This is a genomic window from Methylobacterium symbioticum (assembly GCF_902141845.1).
Taxonomy (GTDB): Bacteria; Pseudomonadota; Alphaproteobacteria; order Rhizobiales; family Beijerinckiaceae; genus Methylobacterium; species Methylobacterium symbioticum.
Genome location: NZ_CABFPH010000012.1, coordinates 52,952 through 67,733, shown reverse-complemented (window position 1 = coordinate 67,733; position 14,782 = coordinate 52,952). Strand labels below are relative to the sequence as shown.

Here is a 14,782-nt window from a genome sequence, read left to right as displayed (position 1 = left end):
GGAGGACTCGCAGGAGCCTTCCAGATCGCGCCGTGATCCCCGGAGACCTCCTTCGAGGGCCGCTTCCGGGGCCGACTCGGGATGGGGTCAGTAGAGTGGAGCCAGCGGAGTCGAATTCCAAGATTTTCCAAGTCCTGCGCCCGGGCCTCCACGGCGGAGACCCGGAATGATTCCGTATTGCGGTCTGTTTGTGCAGTGCACAAACTCTTATCTTGGACTTATGGGCAATAACCGCCCGACCGCTGTCTGGCTAGATTTTGCTGCGGGGCAAGCCGCCAGACGAACGCGCCATCACGAGCGCCGGCGTCCCGGAACGATCGAGGAGGAAGACCCATGACGGTGCGGAACCGGTTCCTCGCGGCAGTGGGGGCGGCTGCGCTCCTGGCGGCCGCATCCCACGCCGACGCGGCGCCCGAGGCGAAGGCCGACAAGGCGGCGGCGGCCGGCGGCGTGAGCGAGCAGGCGATCCTGAACGACGCCAAGACCACGGACGACGTCGTCACCTACGGCCTCGGTCCCCAGGCCCAGCGCTACAGCCCGCTCAAGGCGATCACCAAGGAGACGATCCAGGGTCTCGTGCCTGCCTACTCGTTCTCCTTCGGCGGAGAGAAGCAGCGTGGCCAGGAGAGCCAGCCGCTCGTCAAGGACGGCGTGCTCTACGTCACCGGCTCCTACTCGCGCATCTACGCGATCAATTCCCGCACCGGCGAGAAGATCTGGGAATACAACGCCCGCCTGCCCGAGGGCATCCTGCCGTGCTGCGACGTGGTCAATCGCGGAGCGGCCCTGTTCAAGGACAAGGTCTATTTCGGCACGCTCGACGCCAAGATGATGGCCCTCGATGCCAAGACCGGAAAGGTGGTCTGGCGCAAGGATATCGACGACTTCAAGGCCGGCTACAGCTACACCGCCGCGCCGCTGATCGTGAAGGGCAAGATCATCACCGGCGTGTCCGGCGGCGAGTTCGGCATCGTCGGCCGCATCGAGGCCCGTGACGCAGAGACCGGCGAGATCGTCTGGAAGCGCCCCGTCATCGAGGGCCATATGGGCGAGCTCAACGGCAAGCCCTCGACCATGACCGGTAAGGCCAACGAGTCCTGGCCGGGCGACATGTGGAAGTATGGCGGCGGCGCCACCTGGCTCGGCGGCACCTACGATCCCGAGACCGACCTCGTCTATTTCGGCACCGGCAACCCGGGCCCGTGGAACTCGGCGCTGCGCCCGGGCGACAACAAGTGGTCGGCCTCCCGCCTCGCGCTCAACCCCGATACCGGCGAGATCGTCTGGGGTTTCCAGACCACGCCGCATGACGGTTGGGACTTCGACGGCGTCAACGAGTTCGTGCCCTTCGACCTGCAGAAGGACGGCAAGACCATCAAGGCCGGCGCCACCGCCGACCGCAACGGCTTCTTCTACGTCCTCGACCGCACCAACGGGAAGTTCCTCGGCGCTTCGCCCTTCGTGGAGAAGATCAACTGGGCCAAGGGCATCGATAAGGACGGCCGTCCGATCTACGATGACGCCTTCCGCCCCGGCGACCCGTCGAAGTCCGAGGATGGCAAGAAGGGCAAGACCGTGTTCGCGGTGCCGAGCTTCCTCGGCGGCAAGAACTGGATGCCGATGGCCTACAGCCCGGACACCAAGCTGTTCTACGTCCCCTCGAACGAGTGGGGCATGGACATCTGGAACGAGCCGGTGAACTACAAGAAGGGCGCCGCCTATCTCGGCGCCGGCTTCACCATCAAGCCGGTCTTCGAGGACCATATCGGCTCGCTCAAGGCGATCGATCCGGCCACCGGCAAGGTGGTGTGGAACTACAAGAACAAGGCTCCGCTCTGGGGCGGCATCCTCACCACCGGCGGCAATCTCGTCTTCGCCGGCACGCCCGAGGGCTTCCTGAAGGCCTTCGACGCCAAGACCGGCGAGGAGGTCTGGAAGTTCCAGGTCGGCACCGGCATCGTCGCCTCCCCGATCACCTGGGAGCAGGATGGCGAGCAGTGGATCGGCGTCGCGGCCGGCTGGGGCGGCGCGGTCCCGCTCTGGGGTGGCGAGGTGGCCAAGTCCACCGCCGGCATCAACCAGGGCGGCAGCTTCTGGGCCTTCAAGCTTCCCAAGAAGCTTGCCGCGAAGTGAGACGGCTCGCGCTGGCATTCCGATGCCGGCGCGGGTGACGGGCGGCCCCGCGGCACGCCCGATCTCGGGGACGGATGGCCGTGAGGCCGCCGTCCCTTTCGCGTCAGGCCAGCAGGGCGTCGAGGCGGGCCGCGAGGGCAGGGCCGTCGCCTGAGAGCCGCACGATCTTCAGCCGTGCCGTCTCGCCGGACAGGATCGCGACATCCGCCTTGCGCAGGTTCAGGCTTGTCGCGAGAAACCTGACGAGAGCCGCGTTGGCCGCCCCGTCCACGGGCGGCGCGGCGAGCCGGATTGCCAGCGCCGCGCGCCCCTCCGCATCGGCCACCAGCCCGGCAATCGCCTCCCGGCCACCGCGCGGCGTGACCCGCACCGCGAGACGCAAGCCGTCCCCGTCGATCCGGTAGGGCCGGTCCGCCTCGCCCGCGATCGTCTGCGCCATCCGGTCCCGCCCCGCCTCGAGCCTCCGCCGCAATGTCCGGCGGTCGCCGTGTTTACACCCGCCCGACCCTCCGGCATCAAGCGCTCGATTCGGGGTCCGGCCGGGCGCGGTGCGATCGATCCGGCCCTGAGATCGTTGCTTTCTCGTGTCGCCTCGCACCGGGTCGGTCTCCGCCTCGGCGGCGGGCGCATGACGGCGCCTGGAGATGGCGATGGATGCAATCGAGGCGATGCGCGCCGCCCCGCTCGTGGTGCCGCCGCGCCGCGAGCCGCCCGAACGCGAGCCCTCGCTCGGCGCCTATCTGCGCTCGATCCGCGACAACGCGCTGATCGGCTGGCCCGCCCGCGCCTACGAGGAGCCGATCACCCGGCGACGGCTACTCGGCCGCACCAGCTTCACGGTGAGCGACCCCGACGCGATCCGGCGCGTCCTCGTGGACAACCAAGCGAACTACGCGCGGACCTCGGGCTCCGTCCGCATCCTGCGCCCGATCCTGGGGGAGGGGCTCCTGATCAGCGAGGGCTCGGCCTGGCGCTATCAGCGCCGGGCGCTCGCGCCCGCCTTCACCCCCAAGGCCATCGACGGGCTTGCTGACCATATCGCCTCCTCGGTCGAGGACGGGCTCGCCGATCTCGACGCCGAGGCGGCGGCCGGCCCGGTCCAGCTCTTCGCCTTCCTGCACCGCCTCGCCCTCGAGATCGCCGGGCGCAGCATGTTCTCGGTGGCGATGGAGAGCCATGGGCCGGAGCTGCGCCGCTTCATCGCCGCGTACTCCGTGCGGCTCGGGCGTCCCCACCTCCTCGATATTCTGATTCCCCTGCGCTGGCCGGCACCGCTCGATCTGCCCCGCGCCCTGTTCCGGCGGCGCTGGACGCCGTTCCTCGACCGGATCATCGCGGCCCGCGCCGCGGAGGCCGCCCCGCGCGAGGCGCGCGACCTGCTCGACCTCCTGCTCGCCGTGCGCAATCCCGAGACGGGCGAGGCGTTCAGCTACGCGGAGCTACGCGACCAGGTCGCCACGATGATCCTGGCCGGGCACGAGACCACGGCGGTCGCCCTGTTCTGGGCCCTCTACCTGCTGGCCCTCGACCCCGCGACCCAGGAGCAAGTCGCCGCCGAGGCACGGGGCGCGGACCTGCGCGAGCCCGCGGGCTGCGCCGGAGACGGCCGGCTGCCGCTGACGCGGGCGGTGGTGGACGAGACGCTGCGCCTCTACCCGCCCGCCTTCCTGATCGTGCGCCGGGCGCTCCAGGCCGACACCATCGCCGGCCACGCGGTCGCGGCGGGCGACATCGTGATGATTCCGCCCTGGGTCCTGCACCGGCATCGCCGGCTCTGGCCGAACCCGGACGCCTTCGACCCGGCCCGGTTCCTGCCGGGCGCCCCCGCCGTGCCGCGCTACGCCTACCTGCCCTTCGGGGTCGGGCCGCGGGTCTGCATCGGGGCGCAGTTCGCCCTGACGGAGGCGGTGCTGGCGCTGGCGCGCATCGTCGGGCGCTACCGCATCGCCCTGGCCGAGGACGGCCCGGTTCTCCCGCTCGCCGTCGTGACGACGCAGCCCGTGCACGCACCGCCGTTCCGGCTGGAGCGGCGATCCGCCTGACCCGTGCCGCGCGAACGGAAAAAACCCGCGGATCTCAGCGATCCGCGGGTTCAGGCCGTTCCCGTGAGGGCCATTCAGGCGGCCTTCTTCTCCTTCTCCGCCGTGAGCTTCTTGGCGGAGGAGAGCGGGAGTTCGATGTCGACGCCGAGGGTCGAGACGCCCTCGCCGCGGTCGAGGGTGATCTTCACCTTGTCGCGCTCGACCGAGACGTGCTTGGCGATCACCTCGAGGATCTCCTCGCGCAAGGTGATCACCAGGTCCGGGCGCCCGGTTTCCGCGCGCTCGTGGGCCAGGATCAGTTGCAGGCGCTCGCGGGCGACCGCGCTGGACGAGCGCTTGCCGAAGATGTTCCGCAACGTCATGCCGCCCTCCGCATGAAGATCTTGTCGAGGAAGGACTTGCGCTCGGTGGGCATCGCCATCGGCACGGTCTCGCCCTTCAGGCGGCGGGCCGCGTCGGCATAGGCGCGGGCCGGCGCGCAGAGCGGGTTGTTCAGGGTGACCGGGCAGCCGACGTTCGAGGCCTTCAGGACCTCCTGGCTCTCCGGGATGATGGCGAGCAGCGGGATCGAGAGGATCTCGAGCACGTCCTCGGTCTTCAGCATGTCGCCGCGGTCGGCCCGGGCGGGGTCGTAGCGGGTGAGGATCAGGTGCTTGTCGACCGTCTCACCCTTCTCCGCCCGCACCGTCTTCGAGTCGAGCAGCCCGATGATCCGGTCGGAGTCGCGCACCGAGGAGACCTCGGGGTTCGTCACCACCACGGCGACGTCCGCGTGGCGCATGGCGAGCTGGGCGCCGCGCTCGATGCCGGCCGGGCTGTCGCAGATCACCCAGTCGAACTTCTCGCGCAGCTCGTCCATGACCCGGGAGACGCCCTCGTCGGTCAGCGCATCCTTGTCACGGGTCTGCGAGGCCGGGAGCAGGTGCAGCGTGTCGAGCCGCTTGTCCTTGATCAGGGCCTGCGGGAGCTTCGCGTCGCCGTTGACCACGTTGATGAGGTCGTAGACGACCCGGCGCTCGGCGCCCATGATCAGGTCGAGGTTGCGCAGGCCGACGTCGAAATCGACGACGCAGACGCTGGAGCCGCCCTGAGCCAGGGCCGCGCCGAGGGCCGCCGTGGTGGTCGTCTTGCCGACGCCGCCCTTGCCCGATGTGACTACGAGAACCTTTGCCATTCTCGTTCCTCCTCAATCCAAGCTTGCCATTCGGATAGCGCCGCCATCGAGCCAGATCTGAGCGGGGCGACCGCGCAGATGCGTCCCCATGTCCTCGGCCGTGCGGACGAGGCGATCGATCCCGAGCAGCTCGGGCTCGAACTTGCGGCAACAGATGCGGGCGCGGGGGTTGCGGGCGGCGCCGGCGATGGCGCGCCCCCGCAGGGCGCCGTAGATGTGGATGGAGCCGCCGGCCAGGATCTCGGCTCCCGAAGAGACCGAGCCCATCACCGTCACGTCCCCGGTGCGGTGGACGATCGATTGGCCGGAGCGCACCGAACCCTCGATGGTGAGGGAGGTGGTCTCGGGCTCGGTCGGGATCACCGGCAGGTCGAGATTCTGCGTCGGGCGGCCGTTCGCCAGGAGCGGCGGCAGCCCGTCGTCGCCCGCCTCCGCGCCTTCGAGGCCGAGGATGCGGATGCGCCGTCGGCGCAGGTCCGCGAGCAGCGTGCGCAGGGCGTCCGGCTCGGGTTTCAGGGCGGCGACGTCGAGGATCACCGCGCGGCCGTCGAACAGGGTCGGCGACCGCTTGAGCGCTGCATCGAGCCCCGCGAACCAGTCGGAAAGCGGCATCTCGGGAGTCAGCGCCAGCGCCTTGAAGGCGCGCCCGCGCAGGGCGGGAAGGCGGGGCGGGGGAGAGTCCGGAAGAGTGGGGCTGGTCACGGCTCAACGATTCCTTACCGGATCATTGACGGCCGCTATGGTTACCGAAGGGTTAAGGTTTCGGATCCTGTGCGCATTTCATGCGAGGATCCTTGGATCCGGTGTCAGATCGGGTCGAATCTCAGCAGAACACCGCAAGGCATCCCGGTCTGAGCTTGCCCTGATCGCTCGCACCGGACCGGAGCCCGGTCCGGCGTCGCGCGCTTCGGGTCCGAGAGGAGAGACTTGGAGGATCAGGCCCTGTCGAGCTTCGCCAGCAGGATCGCGTCATCCACGAGGCGCACCTCGACCGCCTGTCCCTGGAAGGCCGGATCGAGGTCGTCGGCCGCCTTGTAGAGGCCGTCGATCGCCACGAGCTCCGGCTCGAAGCGGCGGCACCAGATCCGCGCCTGCGGATTGCCGGAGACGCCGGCCACCGCCCGGCCGCGCAGGGTCCCGTAGATGTGGATCGAGCCGCCCGCGATGACCTCGGCGCCAGAGGCGACCGCCCCCATCACGACGACGTCGCCCTCCATGTGCAGGATCGTCTGGCCGGAGCGCACGGGAGCGTCGAGGATCAGCGAGCGGGCCGGCGGCGGCGGGCTTGCCGGCAGGGCGGCGTCCGGCGCGGCCTCGGAATCGGGCGGGGCGACCTCACCCGACGGACGTCCTCCCGACAGGGGCGGCGGCAGGCCGGGCCCGAGCACCCCGTCCGGCGCGCCCTCGACCCCGAGGATGGTGATCGAGCGCTGCCCGAGATCGGCAACGAGCTCCTCGAGGTCGGCCCGCGTGAGACGCAGGCCGGCGAGGTCGAGGATCACGGGCCGGCCGGCGAAGAAGGACGGGGCGCGGGCGTTGACCGCGTCGAGCTCGGCCAGCCAGTCGGCGATCGGGGGCAGGGGGGCGAGCACCGTCGCCATGAAGGAACGGCCGCGGAAGCGGATCGGGGTCCGGGCCGGTCGGGCGCTGGTCTGGGTCACGGGGCGTCAAGCTTCGGAGGGAACGGCTGTTCCGTCCATGCGCCCGGCGCGGCCGGAGAGCAATCCTCGCGGGTCGAATCCGCGTGGTCCGCCGACAGGTTGGGCGGGACAGGACGTCCCGCCCGACGCGCCTTACGCCGCCTGGATGTCGCGCAGGAAGTCGTCGACCTCGCGCTTCACGCTCAGCGACTGGGTCGCCAGCTCCGCTGCTGCCGACAGGACCTGCGCCGCCGCGCCGCCAGTCTCGCTCGCCGAGGCGAGGACCTGGGCCACATTGGCCGAGACATCCTGCGTGCCTGCGGCCGCCTGGCCGGCATTGCGCGAGATCTCCTGCGTTGCCGCCGCCTGCTGCTCGACCGTGGAGGCGATGGTTCCGGAGATCTCGTTGATGGCGCCGATCGTGTCGCCGATCTGACGGATCGCCGCGACCGCCTCCGCGGTGGCGGTCTGGATCGCCGCGATGTGGCCGCCGACCTCTTCGGTCGCCTTGGCGGTCTGGTTGGAGAGCTCCTTCACCTCCGCCGCGACCACCGCGAAGCCGCGCCCCGCCTCGCCGGCACGGGCCGCCTCGATGGTGGCGTTGAGGGCGAGCAGGTTGGTCTGGCCAGCGATGCCCGCGATGGTCGTGACGGCGTTGCCGATCTGCTCGGCTGCCGCGCCGAGGCGGGCCATGGCGGCGTCGGTCGATTGGGCCTCACGGGAGGCGGGGGTGGCCACCTCGTGCGAGCGCCGTACCTGCCGCTCGATCTCGGCGAGCGAGGAGACCATCTCTTCCGCCGCCGCCGCCACGGTCTGCACGTTTGCCGAGGTCTGCTCGGCGGCAGCGCTCGACGCCAAGGCCTGGCTGCTGGTGCTGTCGGCCACGCCGTTCATCGAGCGGGCGGTGGCGTCGAGCTCGGTCGCGGCCGAGGTGACCACGTTGAGCGAGGCGGCAACGCGGCGCTGGAAGCCGCGCACGAGCTGGTCGACCCGGTCGGCTCGGCGCTGGCGGGCGGATTGCTCGGAAGCCTGCTGCGCCTCCAGCTCGATCCGCGCGATGGCGTTGCGGCGGAACACGTCGACCGCCTTGGCCATCTCGCCCATCTCGTCCCGCGCGTTCTGGGCCGGGATCTCCACCGCGGTATCGCCCTCGGCGAGGCGGCGCATGGCTCTGGTCATGCCGGCGATCGGCCCGATGATGCTGCGGCCGATCAGGACGGCGAGCGCGGTGCCGACGGCGAGCGCTGCCGCGATCAGGCCGAGCATCACCAGCCGCGTGGTCGAAGCTCCCTGCTCCGTGGCGGCGGTGATCTCGGCGGTCGCCGTGTCGATCTTGCGCCCCGAGGTGATCGCGGCCTGCTCGATCTCGGCGACCTGCGGCGCGATGGCCGACTCGTAGGTCGTCACGGCTTCGCCGAGGGCGCCCGTGACGCTCTTGAAGGCGTCGGCATAGGCCGTGATGGCGCCCTCCAGCTTCGACAGCTCCCGGGCAAACTGGCCGCGGCCATCGGCCTCGCGCAGGCGCTTCAGAGCGGCGTCGACCTTGAGGCGCTGGCTGGCAAAGGTCTTCGGGCCCTCCGCGTCGCGGGTGGCGAGGAAGCGCCAATTGGCGACGCGCAGCAGCAGCACGGCGCTCTCCACCGTCGCGGCCGGGGCGGCTAGGGTCTCGCTGTCAGCGGCCCGGACCTGAGCCACCAGATCATTGGTGGTCCGCGTCAGGGCATCGCCCGTGACGAAGAGCTTGGCCCGCTCCTCCATCGCCGTCCGGCCGGCGCGGGCGAGCGTCTCCAGGGGCGCCTTCAGTGCCTCGCCACGGTCGCGGAGCGCTGCGTAGAGGGCACGCCGGTCCTCCGATCGGGCGATCTCCACTTGGCGCCGGGCCAGGGACACCAATTCCTGACGCCGTGTCTCGGCGAGACGGATGCTGTCGTCGTTCAGCGATGCCTTGTAGTCGGCGACCTGTCCCTTGACGATTTCGGACAGAGCGTTGATCCGCGCCACGTTGCGGGCACCTTCCTGGAAGACGCCGAGTGTCCTGAACTGCTCGACATTGACCCCGAGCTGGTAATAGGCCGTCCCGCCGAGCAGCGCGGATACGGCGACGAGGCTGGCGAAACCAACGTAGAGTCGCGAGCGGATGCTGAGCATAGGAAAGTATCCGGAGGCTGAATTGAGCATTCGCGACATTGTACGAATAAAGTTAACGACGTATCAGCCTTCTAAAGCCCTCCAAATATACAACCGATTTTGAAAGATATAATTGCAAGTTGCAAAAACCTCGCGGCGCGGCGGCCGGATATTGCAGGGCCATTCCGTCGAGCCGCCGTGATGACGGAGCGGGGCCCGCGTCCCGCGCGATCCAGCCGAGATCACGCCTAAGCCCTTGTTCAAATTGGAATGGTTCCGAAACATAGCGGTTGCGCGACGAGCAAGTGGACGGCTACCTCGCCCCATGCTGCCGCTGATCACCGAGCCTGGCCCGCGCCCGCCGCTTCGACCGTCCGTCGCCGACGCCTCGGCCGGACGCGGTTGTATCCCATGAGCGCCCGACCGATGGATCTGCGCTACCGCGCGGCGGTGCTCGGCCGCGTGCTGCTCGCCGCGCTCGGCGGCTATGCGGTGGCAGCCTTGGCGACGGGGCTCCTCGCCCTCGTCCTGCCGATGCCGCGCTCGGAGGCGGTCGCGACCGCGACGCTTCTCAGCTTTGCGGTGATGATCGCTGTGGTGGTCGGCGTATTCGCCGTGCGCAGCCTCGGCCGGGCCGCATTGCTCGTGGGCGGCCTCGCCCTGCCGCTGGGCGCCGGGCTGTGGCTGGTCCAGACGCTCGCCGGCACGGCCTGAGCCGGGGAGGGCCGTGATGAGGCAGGGATTCCGCCAATCGATGGCGTGGCTGCACGCTTGGTCCGGCCTCGTTGTCGGCTGGATCCTGTTCGCGGTCTTCGTCACCGGTACGGCAAGCTATTACCGCGCCGAGATCTCCCGGTGGATGCGCCCGGAATTGCGGACCGTGCAGGCCGATCCCAGTCAATCGGCTGAGCGCGCGGTGGCATTCCTGAAGGCGCGGATGCCGGACGCGGCGGGCTGGTACATCGAGTTTCCGAAGCCGGAGAAGCCGGTGATCGGCGTGCACTGGTGGAAGAGCCTGGCGGGCCCCTTCCATCAGGCCCTGCTCGATCCCGAGACCGGTGCGCCGACCGCGGCGCGGGACACCAAGGGCGGCGATTTCCTCTACCGCTTCCATTTCGAGCTGAGCATGCCGCCGACGCTCGGGCGCTACCTCGTCGGCGCCTGCGCCCTGGTCCTGCTGGTGGCTCTGGTCTCTGGGATCGTCACGCACCGGCGCATCTTCGCCGACTTCTTCACCTTCCGCCGCCACGCCAGATCCGCCCAGCGCGGCTGGCTCGACGCGCACAACGTCGCCGGCGTGCTGGCGCTGCCCTTCCACCTGATGATCACCTATACGGGACTCGTCACGCTGGCGCCGCTCTACATGCCCTGGGGCGTGCAGACGGCCTACAAGGGCGACGAGATCCGCTTCTTTACCGAGGCGGGGATGATGCCGGAGATGCCTGTGCCCGTGGGGCGTCCCGGCAGCTTGGCTCCGATCGCGCCGATCGTGGCGGCGGCGACCGCTCGGATCGGCGAGGCGCCCGAGGGGATGGCGATCTACAGCCCCGGCGACGCCCGCCCGACCGTGGTGGCGATCTTCGAGGAGCCGCACGGGCTCGCCCACCTGCATCCGCAGATCGCGTTCGACGGCGCGACGGGCGCGATCCATGGGGAGGCCGGCACGGCCAGGGCGGCGACCGTGACCTCGGCGGTGATGGTCGGCATCCACGAGGCGCATTTCGCCGGCCCCGTCCTGCGGGCGCTGTTCTTCCTCTGCGGGGTGATGGGCGCCGCGACCGTGGCGACCGGCCTCGTGCTCTGGACCGTGGCCCGGGCGCCGAAGGGCGCTCAGGCGGCCGGCGTCGGCTTGGCGCTGGTGCAGGTGCTCAACCTCGGCACCATCGTCGGGATGCCGGCGGCCATCGCCGGCTATTTCCTGGCGAACCGCCTTCTGCCTATCGGGCTCGCGGATCGAGCGGCGTGGGAGATCGGCAGCTTCTTCGGCGTCTGGGGCCTAGTGGCCGTGCTCGGCGCGCTGCGTCCGGCCTCTCGGCGCTGGCCCGAGGCCCTCCGGCTCGCGGGCGCGCTCTACCTCGCCGTGCCGGTCGTCAGCGCGCTGACCACGGGGGAGCACCTGCTCCGCGACACGCGCTTCCTCGGTTTCGACCTCGCCATGCTGGCGCTCGGCGCCGGCCTGATCGTCGCCGCGCACAAGGCCGGGCGGCGACATGCATCCGCACGGGATTCCCGCCGGAGCCCCGGCATGACGGGCGAGGAGGCCCTTCGCGCGTGACTCCGCTGGTCGTTCTCCTGAACCTTTCCCTCTGCTTCGCCGGATTCGGTGCCCTGGCGCTGAGCCTCGACCGGCACCATCGCGACGCGCTCGGCGGACGCGTCCCGGCGGGCCGCATCGTGCCGCAGCGCCTCGGCGGCTGGGCCCTGATCCTGCTGTCCCTCGCCGCCGCGGTCGCCCTCGAAGGCTGGAACTTCGGCCCCGTCCAGTGGATCGGCGCGCTGACCGGCGCCGCGCTTCTGGTGGTCGCCCTGCTGAGCTACCGCCCGTCCTGGCTGCGTCCGGCCGCGCTCGCGGCGCTCCCCCTCGGCGGCCTGCTGGCGCCCGTCGTCTGGATGAGCTGAGATCCGCGCGAAGACATCCATCATCCCCGTCTTCGCGGCCGCCGCACTTGCCGGATCGGGCTGCACCTTCTATTGCGACGCGAAAGCACGAATCCGCCAACCCCACCCGGCGGGGCGGCCGCCGCGGCGGTCCGCTCCGTGGCGGGTTCTTCTCGCTTCGGACATCCTATGAAGCTGCGCAACATCGCCATCATCGCCCACGTCGACCACGGCAAGACCACCCTGGTCGACAAGCTGCTCCAGCAATCCGGCACCTTCCGCGAGAATCAGCGGGTCGAGGAACGGGCGATGGACTCGAACGACCTCGAGAAGGAGCGCGGCATCACCATCCTCGCCAAGGCGACCTCGGTCGTCTGGAAGGACACCCGCATCAATATCGTGGACACCCCCGGCCACGCCGATTTCGGCGGCGAGGTCGAGCGCATCCTCTCGATGGTCGATGGCGTGATCGTGCTGGTCGACGCCGCCGAGGGCCCGATGCCGCAGACCAAGTTCGTGGTCGGCAAGGCGCTGAAGATCGGCCTGCGCCCGATCGTCGCGATCAACAAGGTCGACCGTCCGGACGCGCGCATCAACGAGGTCGTGAACGAGGTGTTCGACCTGTTCGCGGCGCTCGATGCCACCGACGAGCAGCTCGACTTTCCGATCCTGTACGGTTCGGGCCGCTCCGGCTGGATGGCGACCGCGCCGGACGGCGACCAGTCCGAAGGTCTCGCCCCGCTCTTCGACCTGGTGCTGCAGCATGTGCCGCCGGCCAAGACCGAGGATGGCCCCTTCCGGATGCTCGGCACGCTGCTCGAAGCCAACCCGTTCCTCGGCCGCATCATCACCGGCCGCATCGCCTCGGGCACCGTGAAGCCCAACCAGTCGATCAAGGTCCTCGACCGCGACGGCAAGGTGGTGGAGACCGGTCGCGTCTCGAAGATCCTGGCCTTCCGCGGCCTGGAACGCGCGCCGATCGATGTCGGCGAGGCGGGTGACATCGTCTCGATCGCCGGCCTCGTGAAGGGCACGGTGGCCGACACCTTCTGCGACCCGCAGGTCGATACCCCGATCCAGGCGCAGCCGATCGATCCGCCGACCGTGACGATGTCGTTCATCGTCAACGACAGCCCGCTCGCCGGCACCGAGGGCGACAAGGTCACGAGCCGCATGATCCGCGACCGCCTGTTCAAGGAGGCCGAGGGCAACGTCACGCTGAAGATCGAAGAGGCGGCCGACAAGGACTCGTTCTACGTCTCCGGCCGCGGCGAGCTGCAGCTGTCGATCCTGATCGAGACCATGCGCCGCGAGGGCTTCGAGATCGCGGTGTCGCGTCCGCGCGTCGTCTTCGAGAAGGACGAGAACGGCCAGGTGCTGGAGCCCGTCGAGGAGGTCGTCATCGACGTCGACGAGGAGCATTCCGGTGTCGTCGTCCAGAAGATGTCCGAGCGGAAGGCCGAGATGCTGGAGATGCGGCCCTCGGGCGGCGACCGCCTGCGCCTCGTCTTCCACGCCCCCACCCGCGGCCTGATCGGCTACCAGGGCGAGCTGCTCACCGACACCCGCGGCACCGCGATCATGAACCGGCTGTTCAAGGCCTACGAGCCCTACAAGGGCGAGATGCCGGGCCGCCGCAACGGCGTGCTGATCTCGAACGACAAGGGCGAGGCGGTGGCCTACGCCATGTGGAACCTTGAGGATCGCGGCCCGATGATGATCGAGCCCGGCTGGAAGGTCTACCAGGGCATGATCGTCGGCGAGCACAACCGCGAGAACGACCTCGAGGTGAACGTGCTCAAGGGCAAGAAGCTCACCAATATCCGCACCACCTCGAAGGACGAGGCCGTGCGCCTGACGCCCCCGATCAAGATGACGCTCGAGCGCTCGCTCGCCTGGATCCAGGACGACGAGCTGGTCGAGGTCACGCCGAAGTCGATCCGCCTGCGCAAGTCGGTGCTCGATCCGAACGATCGCAAGCGCGCCGAGCGCGCCAAGGAGGCGGTCGCCTGAGGGCGAGCCGCCGGACCAACGCGAGGTCTCACGCCCGGGGCGGCTTCCGCCCCGGGCGTTTTGCTGTCTGCGGCCGGAATGCGCGAACCGCTGCCGCGGTGTCAGCCGGTCGGCCGCCGCCTTAAGCTCTCGCATCCGGAGCCGGGCTCTCAGGGGGCTGAACCTGGCCCGCTATCCGCTCTCGAAGGACGGCAACGCCCCTCCCGCGCCAGCCGGAGTGAGGAGCCTGCCGGGGCTCTGCCCCGGCACCCCGCCGACGGGAGGACTCCCTCGGAAACCCGAGGCCTCAGCTCTTCAGGCGGTAGCCGGTGCGGAAGATGTAGGTGACGGCCGCGAGGCAGAGCGTCAGGAACAGCAGCGTCATCGCAAGGCTGACGCCAATGGCGACGTCGGCCTGTCCGAAGAAGGCCCAGCGGAAGCCGCTGATCAGATAGACGACCGGGTTGAGCAGGCTCACCGTGTACCAGAAGGGCGGCAGCATCTCGATCGCGTAGAAGCTGCCCCCCAGGAAGGTGAGCGGCGTGATGATCAGCAGCGGCACGAGCTGCAGCTTCTCGAACCCGTCCGCCCACAGGCCGATCACGAAGCCGAACAGGCTGAAGGTGACGGCGGTGAGGAACAGGAAGGCGAGCATCCAGACCGGATGGTCGATGCGCAGCGGCACGAACAGGGCCGCGGTCGCCAGGATGATGAGCCCGATCAGGATCGATTTCGAGGCCGCGGCGCCCACGAAGCCGAGCACCACCTCCACCGGCGAGACCGGGGCCGAAAGGATCTCGTAGATTGTGCCGGCGAAGCGCGGGAAGTAGATGCCGAACGAGGCGTTGGTGATGCTCTGGGTGAGGAGCGAGAGCATCATCAGGCCGGGCACGATGAACAGGCCATAGGGCACCCCGTCCACCATCGTCATGCGCGAGCCGATCGCCGCTCCGAAGACGACGAAGTAGAGCGAGGTCGAGATCACGGGCGCGAGGATGCTCTGCGTCGCGGTCCGCAGGAAGCGGCTCATCTCGAAGACGTAGATCGCCCGCACGGCGGGCCAGTTCATCGCCATG

The 14,782-nt window shown here is 69.6% G+C and carries 13 protein-coding genes; 6 read left to right on the top strand and 7 right to left on the bottom strand.

The annotated features are described in order from the left end of the window. Positions 1-333: 333 nt before the first annotated feature. Positions 334-2,133, top strand: coding sequence for a PQQ-dependent methanol/ethanol family dehydrogenase (locus MET9862_RS06665; RefSeq protein ID WP_142582323.1), 1,800 nt, complete (start codon positions 334-336; stop codon positions 2,131-2,133). Positions 2,134-2,236: 103 nt separating this feature from the next. Here the strand turns inward: MET9862_RS06665 and MET9862_RS06660 are convergent, their stop codons facing one another. Continuing rightward, positions 2,237-2,572 carry a DUF167 domain-containing protein gene (locus MET9862_RS06660; RefSeq protein ID WP_142582322.1) on the bottom strand — a complete coding sequence of 112 codons (336 nt, stop codon included), beginning with the start codon at positions 2,570-2,572 and terminating at the stop codon, positions 2,237-2,239. A 211-nt stretch (positions 2,573-2,783) separates the two neighbouring features. Here MET9862_RS06660 and MET9862_RS06655 point away from each other — a divergent pair, with 211 nt between their 5' ends. Next, a complete protein-coding gene (locus MET9862_RS06655) occupies positions 2,784-4,175 on the top strand; it encodes a cytochrome P450 (protein ID WP_142582321.1) in 1,392 nt (463 codons plus the stop codon). Between the two features lie 74 nt (positions 4,176-4,249). Here the strand turns inward: MET9862_RS06655 and minE are convergent, their stop codons facing one another. The 5 genes from minE to MET9862_RS06630 all read right to left on the bottom strand — a co-directional run bounded on the left by minE (position 4,250) and on the right by MET9862_RS06630 (position 9,137). Next, positions 4,250-4,537: a cell division topological specificity factor MinE gene (gene minE / locus MET9862_RS06650; protein WP_142582320.1), complete on the bottom strand. Its 288-nt coding sequence runs from the start codon at positions 4,535-4,537 to the stop codon at positions 4,250-4,252. Continuing rightward, the gene (gene minD / locus MET9862_RS06645) at positions 4,534-5,349 is read right to left on the bottom strand and encodes a septum site-determining protein MinD (protein WP_142582319.1); all 816 of its coding nucleotides are present in this window, start codon (positions 5,347-5,349) and stop codon (positions 4,534-4,536) included. Before minD ends, minE begins: the two co-directional genes overlap by 4 nt. Positions 5,350-5,361: 12 nt before the next feature. Further along, the gene (gene minC, locus MET9862_RS06640; RefSeq protein WP_142582347.1) at positions 5,362-5,961 is read right to left on the bottom strand and encodes a septum site-determining protein MinC; all 600 of its coding nucleotides are present in this window, start codon (positions 5,959-5,961) and stop codon (positions 5,362-5,364) included. A gap of 323 nt (positions 5,962-6,284) precedes the next feature. Next, complete coding sequence (minC, locus tag MET9862_RS06635) at positions 6,285-7,010, bottom strand: septum site-determining protein MinC (RefSeq protein ID WP_142582318.1); 726 nt, start codon at positions 7,008-7,010, stop codon at positions 6,285-6,287. Between the two features lie 132 nt (positions 7,011-7,142). Then, positions 7,143-9,137, bottom strand: coding sequence for a methyl-accepting chemotaxis protein (locus MET9862_RS06630; RefSeq protein WP_142582317.1), 1,995 nt, complete (start codon positions 9,135-9,137; stop codon positions 7,143-7,145). A 390-nt stretch (positions 9,138-9,527) separates the two neighbouring features. Between MET9862_RS06630 and MET9862_RS06625 the strand changes: the two genes are divergently transcribed. From MET9862_RS06625 to typA, 4 genes are all read left to right on the top strand, one after another. Further along, the gene (locus MET9862_RS06625; protein ID WP_142582316.1) at positions 9,528-9,830 is read left to right on the top strand and encodes an iron transporter; all 303 of its coding nucleotides are present in this window, start codon (positions 9,528-9,530) and stop codon (positions 9,828-9,830) included. Positions 9,831-9,846: 16 nt separating this feature from the next. Next, complete coding sequence (locus tag MET9862_RS06620; protein WP_142582315.1) at positions 9,847-11,391, top strand: PepSY-associated TM helix domain-containing protein; 1,545 nt, start codon at positions 9,847-9,849, stop codon at positions 11,389-11,391. Continuing rightward, positions 11,388-11,735, top strand: coding sequence for a DUF3325 domain-containing protein (locus MET9862_RS06615; RefSeq protein WP_142582314.1), 348 nt, complete (start codon positions 11,388-11,390; stop codon positions 11,733-11,735). The genes MET9862_RS06620 and MET9862_RS06615 overlap by 4 nt, the downstream gene beginning before the upstream one ends. 168 nt (positions 11,736-11,903) lie before the next feature. Beyond that, on the top strand, positions 11,904-13,727 hold the full coding sequence (typA, locus tag MET9862_RS06610; protein WP_142582313.1) for a translational GTPase TypA: 1,824 nt from the start codon (positions 11,904-11,906) through the stop codon (positions 13,725-13,727). 286 nt (positions 13,728-14,013) lie between these two features. Here the strand turns inward: typA and MET9862_RS06605 are convergent, their stop codons facing one another. Further along, on the bottom strand, positions 14,014-14,775 hold the full coding sequence (locus tag MET9862_RS06605) for an ABC transporter permease (protein ID WP_142582346.1): 762 nt from the start codon (positions 14,773-14,775) through the stop codon (positions 14,014-14,016). Between the last annotated feature and the right edge of the window lie 7 nt (positions 14,776-14,782).